General features: G+C 70.5%; 16 protein-coding genes. 7 read left to right on the top strand and 9 right to left on the bottom strand.

What is annotated here, in order from left to right:
- Window positions 1–108: 108 nt before the first annotated feature.
- Entirely contained in the window at window positions 109–297 is a 189-nt protein-coding gene (locus OG878_RS35835; protein ID WP_277324543.1) for a DUF6381 family protein, read from the top strand.
- A gap of 234 nt (window positions 298–531) precedes the next feature.
- On the opposite strand, the gene OG878_RS35830 is transcribed toward OG878_RS35835, so the two are convergent.
- The 5 genes from OG878_RS35830 to OG878_RS35810 form a co-directional block, all read right to left on the bottom strand.
- The gene (locus OG878_RS35830; RefSeq protein ID WP_328890624.1) at window positions 532–762 is read right to left on the bottom strand and encodes a DUF6296 family protein; all 231 of its coding nucleotides are present in this window, start codon (window positions 760–762) and stop codon (window positions 532–534) included.
- A 99-nt stretch (window positions 763–861) separates the two neighbouring features.
- On the bottom strand, window positions 862–1572 hold the full coding sequence (locus tag OG878_RS35825; RefSeq protein WP_328890623.1) for a TetR/AcrR family transcriptional regulator: 711 nt from the start codon (window positions 1570–1572) through the stop codon (window positions 862–864).
- 85 nt (window positions 1573–1657) lie between these two features.
- Window positions 1658–2884: a PP2C family protein-serine/threonine phosphatase gene (locus tag OG878_RS35820; protein ID WP_328890622.1), complete on the bottom strand. Its 1227-nt coding sequence runs from the start codon at window positions 2882–2884 to the stop codon at window positions 1658–1660.
- 69 nt (window positions 2885–2953) lie between these two features.
- A complete protein-coding gene (locus OG878_RS35815; RefSeq protein ID WP_443049202.1) occupies window positions 2954–4213 on the bottom strand; it encodes an arginine deiminase in 1260 nt (419 codons plus the stop codon).
- 42 nt (window positions 4214–4255) lie between these two features.
- Window positions 4256–5722, bottom strand: coding sequence for a basic amino acid/polyamine antiporter (locus OG878_RS35810; protein WP_328890621.1), 1467 nt, complete (start codon window positions 5720–5722; stop codon window positions 4256–4258).
- A 535-nt stretch (window positions 5723–6257) separates the two neighbouring features.
- Here OG878_RS35810 and OG878_RS35805 point away from each other — a divergent pair.
- Both OG878_RS35805 and OG878_RS35800 read left to right on the top strand, forming a co-directional pair.
- Window positions 6258–7475, top strand: a complete 1218-nt coding sequence (locus tag OG878_RS35805) for a cation:proton antiporter (protein WP_328890620.1) — start codon at window positions 6258–6260, stop codon at window positions 7473–7475.
- Between the two features lie 226 nt (window positions 7476–7701).
- Window positions 7702–8973 carry an alpha-L-fucosidase gene (locus OG878_RS35800; RefSeq protein WP_443049201.1) on the top strand — a complete coding sequence of 424 codons (1272 nt, stop codon included), beginning with the start codon at window positions 7702–7704 and terminating at the stop codon, window positions 8971–8973.
- 13 nt (window positions 8974–8986) lie between these two features.
- On the opposite strand, the gene OG878_RS35795 is transcribed toward OG878_RS35800, so the two are convergent.
- Window positions 8987–9742: an AraC family transcriptional regulator gene (locus tag OG878_RS35795; protein WP_328890618.1), complete on the bottom strand. Its 756-nt coding sequence runs from the start codon at window positions 9740–9742 to the stop codon at window positions 8987–8989.
- Window positions 9743–10195: 453 nt separating this feature from the next.
- Here OG878_RS35795 and OG878_RS35790 point away from each other — a divergent pair, with 453 nt between their 5' ends.
- Together OG878_RS35790 and OG878_RS35785 are read left to right on the top strand one after the other, a co-directional pair.
- On the top strand, window positions 10196–10942 hold the full coding sequence (locus tag OG878_RS35790) for a sugar phosphate isomerase/epimerase family protein (RefSeq protein ID WP_328890617.1): 747 nt from the start codon (window positions 10196–10198) through the stop codon (window positions 10940–10942).
- Complete coding sequence (locus tag OG878_RS35785; protein WP_328890616.1) at window positions 10939–12072, top strand: Gfo/Idh/MocA family protein; 1134 nt, start codon at window positions 10939–10941, stop codon at window positions 12070–12072. Before OG878_RS35790 ends, OG878_RS35785 begins: the two co-directional genes overlap by 4 nt.
- A gap of 45 nt (window positions 12073–12117) precedes the next feature.
- Here the strand turns inward: OG878_RS35785 and OG878_RS35780 are convergent, their stop codons facing one another.
- Window positions 12118–12537, bottom strand: a complete 420-nt coding sequence (locus tag OG878_RS35780; protein ID WP_328890615.1) for a pyridoxamine 5'-phosphate oxidase family protein — start codon at window positions 12535–12537, stop codon at window positions 12118–12120.
- Window positions 12538–12777: 240 nt separating this feature from the next.
- Here OG878_RS35780 and OG878_RS35775 point away from each other — a divergent pair, with 240 nt between their 5' ends.
- The gene (locus OG878_RS35775) at window positions 12778–13242 is read left to right on the top strand and encodes a cyclic nucleotide-binding domain-containing protein (RefSeq protein WP_328890614.1); all 465 of its coding nucleotides are present in this window, start codon (window positions 12778–12780) and stop codon (window positions 13240–13242) included.
- 114 nt (window positions 13243–13356) lie between these two features.
- Here the strand turns inward: OG878_RS35775 and OG878_RS35770 are convergent, their stop codons facing one another.
- A complete protein-coding gene (locus OG878_RS35770) occupies window positions 13357–14262 on the bottom strand; it encodes a universal stress protein (protein WP_328890613.1) in 906 nt (301 codons plus the stop codon).
- 787 nt (window positions 14263–15049) lie between these two features.
- Between OG878_RS35770 and OG878_RS35765 the strand changes: the two genes are divergently transcribed.
- Entirely contained in the window at window positions 15050–15787 is a 738-nt protein-coding gene (locus tag OG878_RS35765) for an HAD family hydrolase (protein ID WP_328890612.1), read from the top strand.
- Between the two features lie 120 nt (window positions 15788–15907).
- Here OG878_RS35765 and OG878_RS35760 read toward each other — a convergent pair whose 3' ends face one another.
- Complete coding sequence (locus OG878_RS35760) at window positions 15908–16537, bottom strand: hypothetical protein (RefSeq protein ID WP_328890611.1); 630 nt, start codon at window positions 16535–16537, stop codon at window positions 15908–15910.
- Window positions 16538–16583: the final 46 nt, after the last annotated feature.

Genomic DNA, 16583 nt, shown 5'->3' with positions numbered 1-16583 from the left:
GGACGCCCAGGCCCGACGATGACGGAGCGTGACGCTTCGGAATGCGAAGAGTCCGCGACGCTGGTTCTCTGATGGAGCCCGCTCTTCCCTAGCGTCCAAGGAGTGACGATGAGCGTTGCAGGCGAAACCAGTGGCCGAGCCCAGCAGATGCGCGACAAGGCCAGGCAGATGACCGAGGCCGCGGAACGCGCAACCGACCCGGAGCAGCGTTCGCGACTCCAGGAGAAGGCTCGGAAGCTGCAGGAGCAGAGCGAGCAGCTCAGCAACATGAGCGGCGAGACGCGCCCGCACAAGTAGGACCGCACCACGGCCGATGGTTCGCCGCTCTGTCCATGAGTGGGCGGCGGACCATCGGCCGCTGCCGTTGATGATGTTCCGGAGCGTGGTTGGCTGATCACACTCCGGAGCGTGATGACCACACTCTCACTGCATGTGCACACCGGCCGGCCATCCCCGTGCCACAACGGAACTCGCTTGCAGCGACGGGTATCTGATCGCCCATCAGCAAGGGGTCATGCACTCACGGGGCGTTCAGGGCCTGCCGACCGTGCGGACCAGCGGCGAGCCGAGCACCTGGTGACCACCGCTCGCAAGCATCCGCACCTCCCCGTCATCACTGATCTCTGCGCGTACGATCCCCGTCTCGTCCTCGTAGATGGGATATCCGCCCGCCCCCTCCCTGGCGGTGCGCCGGACGATCACGGCGTCGTCCTCGACCGCGGACGCCTGAAATACCAGCTCGTAACTTTCCGGGTGATCCATGAGGGGCTCCGGACAACTATCGGCGACGGCGACCAGGCTGCCTGCGCCTTCCATTGTCACCCACACCCGCAGACCACGCCCGAAAAGTCCCGAAAGGCCTCAGGGCGGCGCGGTGAGAGCGGTCGACCCACGAGCGCCCCGGCTGATCAGCCCGTCGATGATCGCCTCGAGTTCGTCGGCGACCGAGTAGTCGGCGGCATAGGTACGCCACTGGTCCTTGATCGCGGTGAGCCGCGGCAACTCCTCCGCGTCCTCCTCAGTGATCATCTCGGGGAAGCATTGGCTGCTCGGCGGGTGCTCCGCGCGGCGGGCAGCGGCCCTGCGGAAGATCAGGTCGCTGTAGATGTACTGCCATATCGTCCAGCAGGCACGTACCGACCGGGCCGGGGAGAGACCGCAGTTCTGGGCACAGTCGAGAATCTCCTCCACCATCCACAGGGCATCTCTGTCGGTGAGTTCGCCCAGCGCCAGGACGTCGAGGACCCACGGGATACGGCTGAGGACCCCGTGTGCGTGCACAGCGACGGCGAGCAGACGTTCGCGGGGGTCCTCAGGCAGTTCGGGACGCGGGAAGGCGCCCGTGGTCCCGGACAGGGTGAGCATCAGCAGCTCGTCCTTGTCCCGTACGTAGTGGTAGAGCGCCATCGGCGTGCTGCCGAGCTCCTTCGCCACCCGTCGCATGCTCAGGGCGTCCAGGCCCTCCTCCTCGAGGATGCGGCGCGCGGTGGCGACCATCGTGTCGGGGTCGAGCCTGCGCGGCCGACCCACGGACCGCCGGCCCGCTGCCTGCTTCTTCTCTGCACCCGACACCACTCCATTGTCCTCCCGTCCCCCCTCCGTGGCCTTCTCTTGTACGCGTACGGAAATCCCGCGACGTCCGACCCGGGAGGGGGTGTCAGAGCCGGACGATGACCAGGGCGGTGTCATCGGTGGCGCCATCGGGCGGGAGCAGTTCGTGCAGGACGGCGTCGGCAAGGGGCTCGGGGGTGGATTCCCGGTGCCGGACGAGGGAGGCGGCGAGGCGGTCGAGGCCGATGTCGATGTCCTCGCGACGGCGCTCGATCAGGCCGTCGGTGTACAGGACGAGCGTGTCGCCATCGGTGAAAGCGGTGGCGGCCTGGGGCCGCGGGACCTGATCGGGGCGGGCACCGAGCGGAGGGTCGGTGGCCCGGTCGAGGAATTCCACCGTGCCATCGGTGCGCAGCAGGGCGGGTGGGGGGTGCCCGGCGCTGCTGTAGGTGAGGATGTGCGTCTCCCAGTCGATGCATGTATCGACCACCGTGGTGTTCTCGGCACCGTCGACCGAGCGGGAGTACAGGTCGAGGACTTCCAGGGCCTGGGCCGGGCCGTCGGCGACGCGGGAGGCGGCGCTGAGTGCGCTGCGGAGCAGACCCATGCTGCCGGCGGCCTGCAGGCCGTGGCCGACGACATCACCCACGGCGACGCCGACGCGGTCGCCGGGCAGGTCGACCAGGTCGTACCAGTCGCCGCACACGTTCAGCGTGCCGACGGCGGGCCGGTAGCGCACGGCGACCGGGTGGTGACCGACCGGCCCGGGCGCGGGCAGCATCGCCTTCTGCAGGGTGAGGGCCACTTCGCGTTCCCGGGCGTGGGCCTGCCGCAGCCGCTCGTTGACCTCCTGCAGTTCCCGGGCCCGGGTGTAGAGCTCGGCCTCCAGCACGCGGGCCCGGCTGCTGTCCGATCCCCCGCGGGCCTTGATGAGCTCGGTCACCTCCTCCACCCGGTGCACCAGCAGGACCACCCGGCCGTCCGGTCCGCGCACCGGGGCGTTGACCGGGCTCCAGTACCGCTCCTCCCACTCGCCGGGCCGGTGCAAGGACTGGACGTCATAGCGCTGCAACGCCATGGCGTCCCGCTCACCGCCGGCCAGCACCCGCTTGAGCGACGCCTCCAGATTCCGCATGCCGCTCGGGGTGGTCGCGTTCGGATTGTCGGGGAACACGTCGAACAGATACCGCCCGACCACCTGCTCGCGCGTGCGTCCGGACATACGGAGGAACTCCTCGTTCGCGTCCGCGTACACCAGCTCCGGAGTCAGCAGCGCCACCATTCCGGGCAGCCCCTGGAACACTGCCGCGTAGTCGATCTCCGCAACCGCCATGCTCAGCCTCTGCCTCCGTGTCCGCCGCCGTCCAGAGCCGGTCGACCCGCTCCCCGGGCCGTCCCGGTGTCAGAAGTCGACGGCCTCGCGGACGAGCGGGCACGTCATGCAGTGACCGCCGCCGCGCCCACGCCCGAGCTCGGCGCCGACGATGGTGATGACCTCGACCCCGGCCCTGCGCAGAAGGGCGTTGGTCTGCGTGTTGCGGTCGTAGGTGAAGACGACACCCGGCTCCAGGGCGACCGCGTTGTTGCCGCTGTCCCACTGCTGGCGCTCGGAGGCGTACACGTCGCCACCCGTCTCGATCACCCGCAGGCCGGGCAGACCGAGCCCCTTGGCGACGACGTCCACGAAGGCCGCCGACCCCTCGTCGGTGACCTCGATGCCCGTCGCCTTGTCGCTGGGGCGCAGGGAGAAGGTGTGAATCGCGTCCACGATCGTCGGGTAGACAGTCACGATGTCGCGGTCGGCGAACGTGAAGACGGTGTCCAGATGCATCGCCGAACGGAGTTTGGGCATGCCCGCGACGATGACGTGTTCGGCGGCGCCGTTCCTGAAGAGCGAGGCCGCGACCTGGGTGATGGCCTGGCGGGAGGTGCGTTCGCTCATGCCCATGAGGACGACGCCGTTGCCGACGGGCATGATGTCGCCGCCCTCGAACGTGGCCTGCCCCCAGTCCTGCTCGGGGTCGCCCCACCACACCGTGGAGCCCTTGAAGTCCGGGTGGAAGGTGTAGATGGCCTTCATCAGGAGGGTCTCACCGTGCCGGGCGGGCCAGTAGAGGGGATTCAGCGTCACACCGCCGTAGAGCCAGCAGGTGGTGTCGCGGGTGTAGAGGGTGTTCGGCAGCGGTGGCATGAGGTACTCGCGCGCCCCCGTCGAATCGCGGGCGAGGGCAAGGTACCCCGAGCGGAACGCGTCCGGCAGGTCCATGGTGGCAAGCCCGCCGATCAGGTACTCGGCGAGCCGGTGGTCATCGAGTGACTCCAGGAAGGCCCGGGTGTCGTCGATGAGTCCGATGCCCACCTCGTTCGCGGTGATCTTCCGGTCCAGCAGCCAGGTACGGGCCTCCGGAATCGCCATGGTCCGGGCGAGCAGGTCGTGCAGTTCGACGACCTCGACACCGCCCTGGATCAGTTTGCCGACGAAGTCGGCGTGGTCACGCTGGGCGTTCTCCACCCACATGACGTCGTCGAAGAGCAGGTCGTCGGAGTTGGTCGGGGTGAGCCGGCGGTGCGCCAGGCCGGGCGCGCATACCAGTACCTTGCGCAGTCTTCCGACTTCGGAATGGACGCCGAGTGCCTGCGCGGGGGTGGTGGTGTCAGTCACGATGTGCCTTTTCGCGGGAGGGAGACAGGGTGAGACGTGCTGTCAGAGCTCGATCCAGCCGGCCGCCAGGGCGATCACACCCACGACGGCGCCCGCGACCGAGACGGCGCACATGACCGCTTCGGCGGGCGAGAACAGCCGCTTGTTCTGCTCGCGCCGGGCCTTGACGAACAAGAACGTCGAGGGGGCGTAGATGATCAGGGAGACCAGCAGGAACCTCAGGCCCGCGGCGTACACCAGGAACGCGGTGTAGACCGTGGCCAGCACGGCGACGACCAGGTCCCGACGGGTTCCGCCGCCCGCCCCTCCCTCCGGGCCCGATTTGGACGCGATCTTGACGGCGAAGGCGGCCGCGAGAAGGAACGGGATCAGGCTGAGCACGCTGGTCAGGTCGAGGGCGAAATTGAAGGCGTCGTCCGAGAACATCGTGACGACCAGCACGATCTGACTCAGTGCGGTGGACAGGAGCAGCGCCGGGACGGGGACGTCGGCAGCGGTGGACCGGCCGAGGAAGCGCGGCATGTCGTCGTCCTTGGCCGCGACGAACAGCACCTCGGCCGCCATCAGCGTCCACGCCAGATAGGCGCCGAGCACGGAGACGATGAGCCCGACGCTGACGAAGACCATGCCCCAGGTGCCGACCGCCGCCTCGAGCACGCCCGCCATGGACGGCTGCCGCAGCTCGGCGATCTTGCTCATCGGCAGGATTCCGTACGACACGATCGTGACCGAGGCGAAGACGGCGAAGACGCTCACGAACCCCAGCACCGTGGCCCTGCCGACGTCCTCGCGCCGTTTGGCGTGGCGGGAGTAGACGCTGGCGCCCTCGACCCCGAGGAAGACGAAGACGGTGGCGAGCATGGTGCCGCGGACCTGGTGGAACAGGGAGCCGGCGTAGTCGGCCCCGCCGAAGTTGTCCGCGAAGACGGACGGGTCGAAGCAGAAGAGGGCGAGGAGGACGAAGACCAGGATCGGGACGACCTTGGCCACGGTCACCACCCTGTTGATCGCCGCAGCTTCCTTCACCCCGCGCCGGATCAGGAGGAAGAACGCCCACAGGCCGATGGAGGACAGGACGACCGCGAGGAGCGTGTCACCGTCGCCGAGCGCGGGTGCGAGGGCGCCGATCGTCGACATGATCAGCACCCAGTAGGTGACGTTGCCGACGCACGCGCTGGCCCAGTACCCGAACGCCGAGAAGAAGCCGAGGTACTCGCCGAAGCCGGCCTTGGCGTAGGCGTAGACACCGGCGTCGAGGTCGGGCCTGCGTACCGCGAGCGTCTGGAACACGAACGCCAGCATCAGCATGCCGACGCCCGCGATGACCCATGAGATCAGCGCTCCGGCGACTCCCGTCTCCTCGGCGAACCTCCGGGGCAGGGAGAACACCCCGGCGCCCACCATCGAACCGACGACCATCGCCGTCAGCGTGAACATCGTCAGCTTGGCCGCAGGCCGCCCTTCAGCCGCAGCGGTGGGGGTGGTGGCCCAGGTGTCGGGGTCGGTCATCAATTCCCCCTCCCACGCGCCCTGCTGGACGGCGAACCTGCTGTGCGCGGTCGTCCGTACCGGTCGTGACCGGTACGTTCCTTCGTGCGGGGTACGGCGGGGTCGACCACGTCGGCCGGGTGCGCGCGGCGGTATCCGGTCTGCGGGACCGTCGCGAACGAGCGGGCCACCGGGAGGGCCGGCGCGAGGGGGGACGACCGCGTCGGCGCTGACGGCATCCGGGCCGCCGGCCTACGACCTGCCTGGTCATCGTCTGTCACATCAGCTCCGGTTCGCACAGGGGCCGTGCCGACCGCGACACCGCATGTCCGTCGAGAGGCAAATCTAGTGCCGTTCAATCATTTTGTCGCGCTATGAACCAATTAGCCGCCTATGCTGCCCTTTAGCCGCTTCGATCGGCGAGGGCGGGACGCTGCCACCCATTCGGGTCGGGTCTGTTGCCCGGCGCCTGCGCGGCCGGTCGGATGGCACTGTGCCCGCGGCGGTCACATGCTGCACGAGTTCGAGGGACGGTCACCGTCGGAAAGCAGGGTCCATGCTTGCCGTCGCGGTCATCGCGGGAATCCTGTTCGTCTGGGCGCTTCTCGCGCACCGGCTCGCCCGATGGAGCATCACCGCGCCCATCGCCATGATGGCTGCGGGCATCGCGCTGACCGGCGGTTCGGATCCCCCGCTCCATTTCGACCTCGATACGGCCACCTTCGAGCACACGGTGGAGGTCATCCTGGCGCTGCTGCTCTTCGTCGATGCCATCGAAGTGCCGGGAGGGATCCTCGGAAGGGAGAAGGGCCTGGTCCTGCGCCTGATCGGAGGCGCCTTGCCGCTCACGCTGTGCGCGGCGTTCCTGGCCGCACTCACCTTCTTTCCCGATCAGCCGGGGTGGATCCTCGCGGTCCTGGCGACCGTCGTCGTCCCGCTGGATCTGGCGCCCGCTTCGGCCGTCATCCGCGACAGCAGGATTCCCGCGCGGCTTCGTGAGGTGCTCAACGTCGAAGGAGGCCTCAACGACGGAATCCTCTCGCCGGTCTTTCTGTTGTGCATCGCCGCCAGCGCCGAGTCGTTCGGACGGGCCACCGACTACGCGGGCGCGTTGCTCGAAGCAGTCCAGGCCGCCGCCTGGGCCATCGCCACGGGTCTGGTCATCGGCTACGCGGCCGGATGGCTGCTGCGCCGGTCCTGGTCGTGTGGCTGGACCCGGCCCTCGGCGCTGAGGCTCGGCGTACTCACCGTGCCCGTGGCGGCCTACACCTTGTCCGGCTCCCTGGGGGGAAACGGGTTCGTCGCCGCCTTCGTCGCGGGTGTCTGCTTCGCCCCGGCGGCACGCCGGCTTCCCGGGGGCGCGGTGGAGATGACCGACGATCTGGCCGCGCTCATGACCATTGCGCTGTGGTTCCTCTTCGGGCAGATCGTCAACGACGCGTTCTGGGACGGATTCAATTTCTCGGTGATCCTGTACGCGCTGGTCGCCCTCACGCTCGTCCGCATGCTTCCCGTCCTCATCGCGCTCGCGGGGACGGGGATGAGACTGACGGACAAGCTGTTCCTCGGATGGATGGGTCCGAGAGGCGTGACATCCATCGTCTTCGGCTCCCTCGCGGTCATCGAACTTCCCACTCCGAGCGGTGACTTCATCGCCCAGGTGATGACCATCACCGTCATGCTCAGCATCGTGCTGCACGGTCTCAGCGCCGAGCCGATCAGCCGCCGCTACGGCCGCGTCAGGGAGATCCGGCCGGCCGTCCCCACAGTCTGAACCGTTCCCGGCCCCGCACGGGCGCGCGGGGCACGCAAGGACGGTACCGGCGAGCCGGCGCCCGGCCTCCGCGCTTCGCCGCAGCGACTGCCGGGGTCCGCAGGGTGAAAATGAACCAGTGAGGGTGAGTACACCCCACGCGTGCAGCATCCGGTCCGGCATAGCTTCGGCGGTGGTGGCAGCAGGCCGCCGCCCCTTCGCCGTCCCGCACCGAGGATCTGATCCCATGCCGATGCAGCCCTGGTTCTCCGAAGCCAAACTGGGCATCTTCGTCCACTACGGCATCTACGCCGTCGACGGGGTGCCCGAGTCCTGGTCCTTCTACACCGGGCAGGTACCGCACGACCGCTACATGAAGCAGCTCGACGGCTTCACGGCCTCGGACTACGACCCCAGGGCCTGGGCCGGTCTCTTCGCCCGCGCGGGTGCGAAGTACGCCGTACTGACCGCCCGCCACCACGACGGCGTGGCCCTCTGGGACACCGACCAGGGCGATCTGTCGGTCGTCCGGCAGACGCCCGCCGGCCGCGACCTGCTCGCCGGATACGCCGAAGCGCTGCGCGAACAGGGCCTGAAGGTCGGCCTGTACTACTCGCACTCGGACTGGAACCACCCCGACTACGCGAGCGCCGTTCACCCGGATCCGCCGAACGAAGAGGTCCGTGCCAACCGTTACGCCTCTGCCGCGCCCGGCCAGGAGGACCCGGAGGCCTGGGCCCGGTTCCTCGCGTACCGCAACGCGCAGGTCGGCGAGCTGGTCACGCGCTTCCGCCCCGACCTGCTGTGGTTCGACGGCGAGTGGGAGCGCAGCGAGGAGCAGTGGGAAATGCGCGAACTGTCCGAACTGATCCTCGCGGGGAACCCGGACACCGTGCTCAACGCGCGCATGCTGAGCTACGGCAACTACTCCACTCCCGAACAGGGCGTCCCGCTGCTGCCGCCGGAGGGGCCCTGGGAGCTGTGCCTGACGGTCAACGACTCGTGGGGCTTCCAGCCCCAGGACCACCACCACAAGTCGGTGCGCCAGCTGGTGCGTTACTTCGCGGAGACCATCGGCATGGGCGGCAATCTCCTCCTGGACGTCGGCCCGCGGGAGGACGGGACCATCCCCGCCGAGCAGGCCGCCCGGCTGGAGGGCCTGGGCACGTGGATCGCCAAGCACTCCGAGGCGGTGTACGGCACGGTGGCCGGCCTGCCGGCCGGGCACCACTACGGTCCGAGCACGCTGTCCGCCGACCGCCGCACGCTCTATCTGATGTGCTTCGACACGCCGCGTGAGACCGTCTCGCTGCGCGGCCTGCGGACGCCGGTCACACGTGTGCGCGTGGTCGGCACCGGTACCGAGCTGGGGCACCGGGTCATCGGCGGTCTGGGGGACGTGCCGGGCGTGCTGTGGATCGACGCGCCCGAGGCGGCCGATGCCGACGAGCTCGCCACCGTGCTGGCCGTCGAACTCGGCGGCGAGCTCGACGTGTACCGGGGCACGGGCCGGGACTGAGTTCCGCCCGGGTTCATGCGCCGGCGCGGACCGCCCTCGGGGACGCGCCCAGTTCGCGGCGGCACGCCTTGTTGAACGCCTGCAGGTCCTCGATGCCGATCGCCGCCGCGACCGCGGGGATCGGCATCGTCGACTCCCGCAGCAGATGCCGGGCGCGCTCCATCCTGCGCCGACGTATGTAGGCCACCACCGTGGCACCGGTCTCGGCCCGGAACAGCCGGATGAGGTGGTTGTGCGAGACCCTGGCCGCCCGGGCCACGTCCGGGACGGTGAGGTGCCCGGCGAGATGGGACTCGATGTACGCCATGGCCGAGGCGACCGAGGCGTGCGGCCGGGCCGCTCCCCCGGCCGGTTCGGCGAGGTCGGCCACCCGCCACAAGGCGGACCACACCTCGGCGTCCGCCCGCCGCGGACTGCGCGCTGCGGTCGCGATCGCCCGCAGCAGCAGCTCCGACAGCACCGGCGTCAGCGCCCCGGCGTCCTGCACCACCGGCACCGTCGACGGCGCGCCGGTTCCGGGCAGCCCGAGATGGACGTAGAGGTGCTCGGACCGCCCCCGGTACTGGTACCGCACCACCGCCCCGGGCGGCACCAGGCTCACATGGCCGGGCCGGACGGCGTGGGCCACGCCGTCGACGGTGAGCTCCGCGGCGTACCGGTAGAGGTGCAGCTGCCACAGATCGGGCAGCCGGAACACGTCGAGCAGACTCGCCGTCCCGTGCACCCCGACCCCGGCCGCGACCACCTGCGGTGGCTCGTCGAGCGGCACCGCGCAAACACGTCCCCGCCGGACCCAGACACCCTGATGCACAGGGAAAATCTACCAGCGCCGGGTACCGTCTCCCGATCATGGCCGGCGGACCGGGTGCAGCCGTGCCCACCGACGGCCGGCCCCGGCGGCGCGGCGTCGACCGCAACCCGGACCGTCTTCCGAGTTACGTTCCGATCCGGCAGGGAACCGACTAGGCATGGCCGACGCGTCTTTCCCCGCACCTTCCCGCTGTGACACGGCACTCCCCCATCGGACGCCGGTGAACACCCTTCGTCCGGACGGGGCGGAGGCCGGACCTGCTCGACGCCGTACCGCACCAGGCCGATGGGGGCGGCGCTCAGGTCACGGACACCGGAAACGTCCCGCACTCCCCGTCCACCAGCAGACCGGCCGGCCGGAGCGCGTCCCGTGCGCTCCCCGCCCCCATGGATGCAAGGGAAGGAACGCCCGATGACGAAGCCCCTCTCGGTCCAGCTGTACTCCGTGCGCGAGGAGTTGGCCGACGACCGCGACGGCGTGCTGCGCCGCCTGGCAGAGATCGGCTACGGCGCGGTGGAGCCCTTCCGGCCGACCACCGACCCGCACGGCTTCCGCAAGGCTGCCGACGACCTGGGCCTGGTCGTATCGAGCGTCCATTCCATGGAGCTGATCGGTGACAGCCCGGCCGCGGTGTTCGAGGCCGCCGCCGTCCTGGGCACGGATCTGGTGATCCTCCCGGCCGGAATCCCCCCGGAGGACTTCACCACGGCCCACAGCCTGGAGCGCGCCGCCGACACCCTCAATTCCCTGTCCGAGCAGGCCGCTTCGTTCGGGCAGCGGATCGGCTACCACAACCACTGGTGGGAGTTCGAGCCGAAGATCGAAGGCCGGCCCGCCCTGGAGGTCCTCGCCGGCCTGCTGGCCCCGGACGTCTTCCTCGAAATCGACACCTACTGGGCCGCCGTGACCGGTGCGGATGTCCCGGCCGTACTGCGCAACCTCGGCGAGCGCGTCCGCGCGCTGCACATCAAGGACGGCCCTGTCGTCAAGCAGGAGCCGCACAGCGCCGTGGGACGGGGCAGGATGCCGGTGCCCGCGATCCTGGCCGCCGCGCCCCGGGACGCCTGGCGCATCGTGGAACTGGACTCCTGCGCGACCGACATGCTCGAAGCGCTGGCCGCGAGCCACGCCTACCTCGACTCCCTGGAGCAGGCATGACCACAGGACCGGTGGGTGTCGCGATCGTCGGCGCCGGTGTCATCAGCAGGCAGTACCTGCGCAACCTGACCGCCTTCCCCGACCTGCAGGTCCTCGGCATCGCCGACCTCGACACCGCCCGGGCACAGGCCGCGGCAGCGGAATACGGTGTGCCCGTCGCCGGCGACCTCGCGACCGTACTGGCGCTGCCCGAGGTGGAGATCGTCGTCAATCTGACGGTCCCGGCCGCCCATGTCGCCGTCGCGACTGCAGCGTTGGCTGCCGGAAAGCACGTCTACGGGGAGAAGCCGCTGGCCCTTGACCCTGCGGAGGGCGAGACATTGCTCGCCGACGCCGCGCGCCGCGGCCTGCGGGTGGGCGGCGCCCCCGATACGTTCCTCGGCGCGGGCATCCAGAGCGCCATGCGGGCGATCGCATCGGGTGCCATCGGCACCCCGGTCGCCGTGACGACCGCCATGCTGAACTTCGGTCCCGAACGCTGGCACCCCAGCCCCGAGTTCCTCTTCCAGCCGGGCGCCGGCCCCTTGCACGACATGGGTCCCTACTACCTGACCGCCTTGGTCGCCCTTCTCGGTCCCGTCTCCAGGGTCGCCGCACGCGCCCGCCGGGGCCGTGCCGAACGCGTCATCGGCTCCGGCCCGAAGGCCGGCACCCGCTTCCCGGTCGAGATACCCACGCATGTCGCCGCGCTCGTCGATTTCGCGACGGCGGAGGCGAGCGCCGCGTCCACGTTCAGCTTCGATTCGGCGCTCCCCCGCACGCAGTTCGAAATCACCGGGACGGAGGGAACGTTGTCGCTGCCGGACCCCAACACCTTCACCGGTCCGCTGCGGATACGGGGTGCCGCCGACCAGGAGTGGCGCCTGCTGCCGGTCACCGGCACGGACATGGGGCGCGGCATCGGCGTCCTGGAGATGGCCCGTGCGCTCCGCGCGGGACAACCGCACCGCGCCTCCGGCGCATTGGCGCAGCACGTCCTCGACACCATGACGGCCATCGAACACTCCGCAGCCCGCGACGAGTTCCGCACCGTCACCTCCCGATGCCCCCGGCCGGCCGCACTCCCCGAGGACTGGGACCCGCTCGCCGCCACGCTGCGCCGGTCCAGCGGCGCGCCCGCCTCTGCCTGACCGCCGGCCACCGAACCCGGGACCGTCCCGCGACGCCGGCCGCCGTCATGGGTCCGTCGGGGACGGCTGCTCCACGTCGAGGCGAAATCCCGTGACAAGGCGGGGCCGGATGCGCAGGGCCCTGCTCGCCGGGCCTTCGACCCACGGTCTCAGCAGGTCGGCGTAGCACCTTCTGTCGTCACTGTCCGGGACGAGGCTGGCGTATCCCGTGACGACGACGCTCCATCCGAGACGCGTCCCGGGGTCGATGGTGTCGGCCTCGTAGGCCACGACGGTGCCGGGCGCATCATGCGGGGCCGCTAGCGCGGCCAGCGCACCGCCGTCCTCCAACCGGACGACGATGTCCTCGCCGTCCACGATGTGATTCACCGGGCGCGCGGCCGGAAGGGCATGCTGCGAGAAGATCACCCGGCCCATTCCAACGGTGCCGAGCAGCCGGAGCGCCTCGCCCGGCTCGAGTTGCACGAGGGACCGGGGGGTGGTGCTGTCCTGCGCGCGTATCTTCGATGGCTGCCTGGCCGCGGGGTTCATCGCATGCGCCCCCTTGCTCATTGCGGCGTGTCCGGCCGACTCCGGGTGTCCAGCGTGACGCTCTCGTCGCATGGGCCGACAGGGCCGGTCGGGACCCGCGGATGGGCCGGACGGCCCCTCGCGAGGAGCAGACCATTCGACGAGACTGGAAACTGGAGTCGAAGGGAGGTCCCCATGAGCACGCCTTCCCCCACCCGTATCAGCAGGGCACTGTCCACGGAGTACCGCGCCCGCCTGATGAAGCAGGCCTGCGAGGTCAACTTCGCCGAGGGCACGCGCCTCTTCGACGAGGGCGGTGTGGCCGACCGGTTCTGGATCGTGCGGTCCGGCTCCGTCACGCTGGACATGCCCGTCCCGGGCAGACCGGCCGTGGTCATCGAGAGCCTCGGACCCGGCGAGCTGGTCGGCTGGTCCTGGATGTTCCGGCCGTACACGTGGCAGCTGAGCGCCGAGGCGATGACACCCATCCGTACGCACGAATTCGACGCAACGGCCGTACGGATGATGATGGACGCCGACCCGGCTTTCGGTCTCGCGGTCGCGAACTGGGTGGCGCAGGTTCTCGCCCACCGGCTGCAGACGACACGCGTTCGGCTCCTCGACGTCTACGCCCCTCGCAGCAGCCGAAGCCCCCTCTGAGACGACTCCTTCCGGACACCCCTCGTCGGCCGCCCTGCCGCGGGCAGGTGCCCCGGCCGGGGCGGGGCTCGCGGCTTGCGGCTTGCGGCTTGCGGCTTGCGGCGGCCCGGTGACTCACGTCCCGCTCGCGGACCCGTCGCCGTGCCGGGGAATGAGGAGCACGGGGCAGTTCGCATGGTGCAACAGGCTGTGAGTGGCCCGCCCGAGCGAGGGCCCGAAGTGTCCGGGCGAGCGGCGGCGCCCGCCCATGACCAGCAGGTCCGCATGAGCCGACGCCTCGACCAGGACGCCGGCCACGGAGACACTCTTCTCCGCGTCCGCCGCCACGGTGAGGTCCGGGAATTCGTCGTGGATCCGTGCCGTCACGGCGTGCAGAGACTGAACCTGCTGCCCCGCGATCTCGTCGACGGCGTCGAGCATGCTGACGACGGTGCCGACGGACTGCAACATGTTCCACACGTGGAGCAGCCGCAGGGAGGCCTCGCGCAATTCCGCCTCGCGTGCGGCGTAGCGGGCGCATGCGAGGTCGTGCTCGTCGCGGACGGCGGCGAGCACCACCCCCCTCTCCGTCGCGTCATCGGTGCCCCGCACCACGACCAGGGGCGTCCTGGCGATGGCCGCGCTCCTGAGGCCGACGGAGCCCAGCATGAGGGAGTTGAAACCTCCGAGGCCGCGGTTGCCGACCACGACCGTGCCGTGCAGGCCGGCTGATCTGTGCAAGCTGGTCACGGGGTCGCTACGGCTGAACTCCCTCGTCACATGCAGCCCGGGGTAAGCGGCCACGACCGCATCGGCGGTGTCCTTGAGGAGTGTGCTGCCGGCCTCACGGACCCTTTCGATGCTCTCCGCCGACAGGTACAGGGCCCTGCTGTCCGTGTCGCCCGCGTAGACGATGTGGAGCGGCTGGTTACGCCGAGCGGCCTCTGCGGCGGCCCACAGCGCCGCGCTGCGTGCGGCCTCGGACCCGTCGATACCGAGGACGACGGAGCTGTCGTCCGGGTTCCGGATCGTGCCTTCCATGGTTCCTCCTCGCCGAACCGGTAAGGACAACCTCCACGCCGGCACCGGTACCGCCCTCGCGCGAGGACTGCTCAGGTCCCCATGGAGACGCCGCCGCTGCCACGGGCGACCCGAACTGCCTCTGCGGAGGACCGTTCGCCCTTCCCGCTCCGGCCGAGCCGGGCGGATCGTAGGACTGCGGGCCCACCGGTGAGGGCTGCCCTCCGGGAAGACTCCGGGTGGCGGGAGGCACCGCCCTGCAGCGGGGCGGGGGCGCAACGGCGTACGCGGTCGTCCCGGTGGTGACCGCCGCTTCCTACAAGGATGTCGCGAAGTTGCCCGCACAGCACGACAACAGCGGCGTTCCGGTGGTGGACGAGCACCGACGGGGCGCGTCGACGGCTCCTCGGGCGCCCCGCCGAGCCGCGGGGGGTGAGGGGCGTGGGCGCGTACGTGACCCCGTCGGGCGACCGGAGAGCAGTGCCGGTCCGGTGACGGGGCCGGATGGGCCCCACGGTGGGCACCTGAGGCCCTCCCGGAGCACACGGCCCGGCGGGAGCCTGAGAAGGAAGCGTCGGAGGCCCACCATGAGCACTGTGCGGACTGCGCTGAACCGGTCGGCGCGGCCGCGCGCGCCGATGCCCGTGACCGCCCCCTAACGGCAACGGCACCCGGCTCGCCCGCGCCCGCTGAGGACGGTGCCCGGACCTCCACCCGTACCCGTGAGCAGCGGTCGCGACGAGCAGCCTCCTCAACTGCCGTAGCAGTACGGCGATGTCGTGAAGCAGCCGGTGCGTATGATCGGTGCATGATCCAGGCAGTACTGCTCGACCTCGACGCAACCCTGCTCGACTACGGCATGCCCGCCTGGCGTGCGACGGTGCGGGACGTGTGCGCTGCGCTGCGCGGACAGGCCCCCGACCTCGATGGCGACGCGCTCTACGGCGCCTATGTACGCCGCTACCTCGACCACATGCGCGCCGCCGGGGACGGTGCACCGCACCCGCCCGGCCGGATCCCTGATGCCAGTTCCCTCTGGAGGGAGTTCTGGCGGCAGGCACTGGACGAGTGCGGGCACGCGGAACTCGCCGGGCCGGCGACCGACGAGTACACGCGGCAGCGCCGTCGGCGCTACGCCCTGTTCGACGACGTGACGGACACACTCAGTGCGCTTCGCAGCGCCTCGTGCCGACTGGTTCTTGTCACCAACGGTCCGGGGGACGCACAGCGGGACAAGATCACGGCGACCGGTCTGGACGAGTTCCTGGACCTCACCGTGATCTCGGGCGAGGTGGCCGTGTCCAAGCCCGACCGGAGGATCTTCGACATCACGCTCGACCGCCTGGGGCTCGGCGCCGCCGACGTCTGCCACGTGGGCGACAGTCTGGTGACCGACGTCGGCGGAGCGCACAACGCGGGACTGGGGGCCTCGATATGGCTGAACAGGTCGCGCGTGACGCGCGACCCCCGGCTGCGGCCCCCGTCTCACGAGATCACCTCGCTTCGCGAACTTCCTGCCCTGATACGCGCCGGCTCTGCCGTCTGATCGGTGGGAGCACATGCGGACGACACGACGGCCCCGCTCGGCCGGCTCGACCGGTCGTGCAGCGCTCCGTCGTCCTGGGCATCGGCGAGGCCCCGCTTCTGACCGGCGCAGCTGCGCCGGTCACCCGGCCCCGGGGCGCAGGACCGTTCCCGTGAGGGACATGTCGCCGCTGAGCCGGGCGAGCTGTGAAACGGTCACGTCCTCGAAGGTGACCGTACGGGTGGGAACGGCGGGATGGGTGAGCCAAGGGGGCAGGGCGTCGGGGGTGATGGCAACGCTGCGGTCGGCCGGGAGCGGAGCCCCGCCCAGTCCGGCGAGTGTGCCGGACAGCTTTCGGGTGTAGAGCGTCACCACGTCTCTGCCCTTGACCGTGGACGTCGTCGCGGGCCCGGTGCGCAGACGCATGGCCGCGCCGTCGCGGCCCGCTCTCAGGTCGAGTCCGCCGATGTCCAGCGACCGAGCGGTGAACTTCAGCACCCGCTCGGACCCGGCTGCGGTACGCACGGTGACCACGCCGCGGAAGGTGCTGCCGTGAAGCACGAGTCTGCCGGCGCGCAGCTCCGGGAGCACGCCTGCCAGACGGGCCGGCGAGCGGTCGACCGGTGCCTCGGACGTGCGGACGGCGCCGGAGGGGCGCAGCGCGCTCGAGCCCGCTGGTGCGAAGAGGTGCAGGGCCGCGGGCAGGGCGGTCACCGCCAGCGCGCAGGCGAGCGGCCGCTGCATCGTGCCCGCCGTGCTGGTTCCCGGCACGGTACTGCTCGGGGGGAAAGGCTCGGGCCGCTGTCCGCCCGCCGCG

Origin of the sequence: Streptomyces sp. NBC_00316 (genome assembly GCF_036158715.1) — a bacterium.
GTDB lineage: Bacteria > Actinomycetota > Actinomycetes > Streptomycetales > Streptomycetaceae > Streptomyces.
The sequence above is the reverse complement of the archived record's forward strand: the minus strand, read 5'-3'. Positions and strand labels throughout refer to the sequence as shown.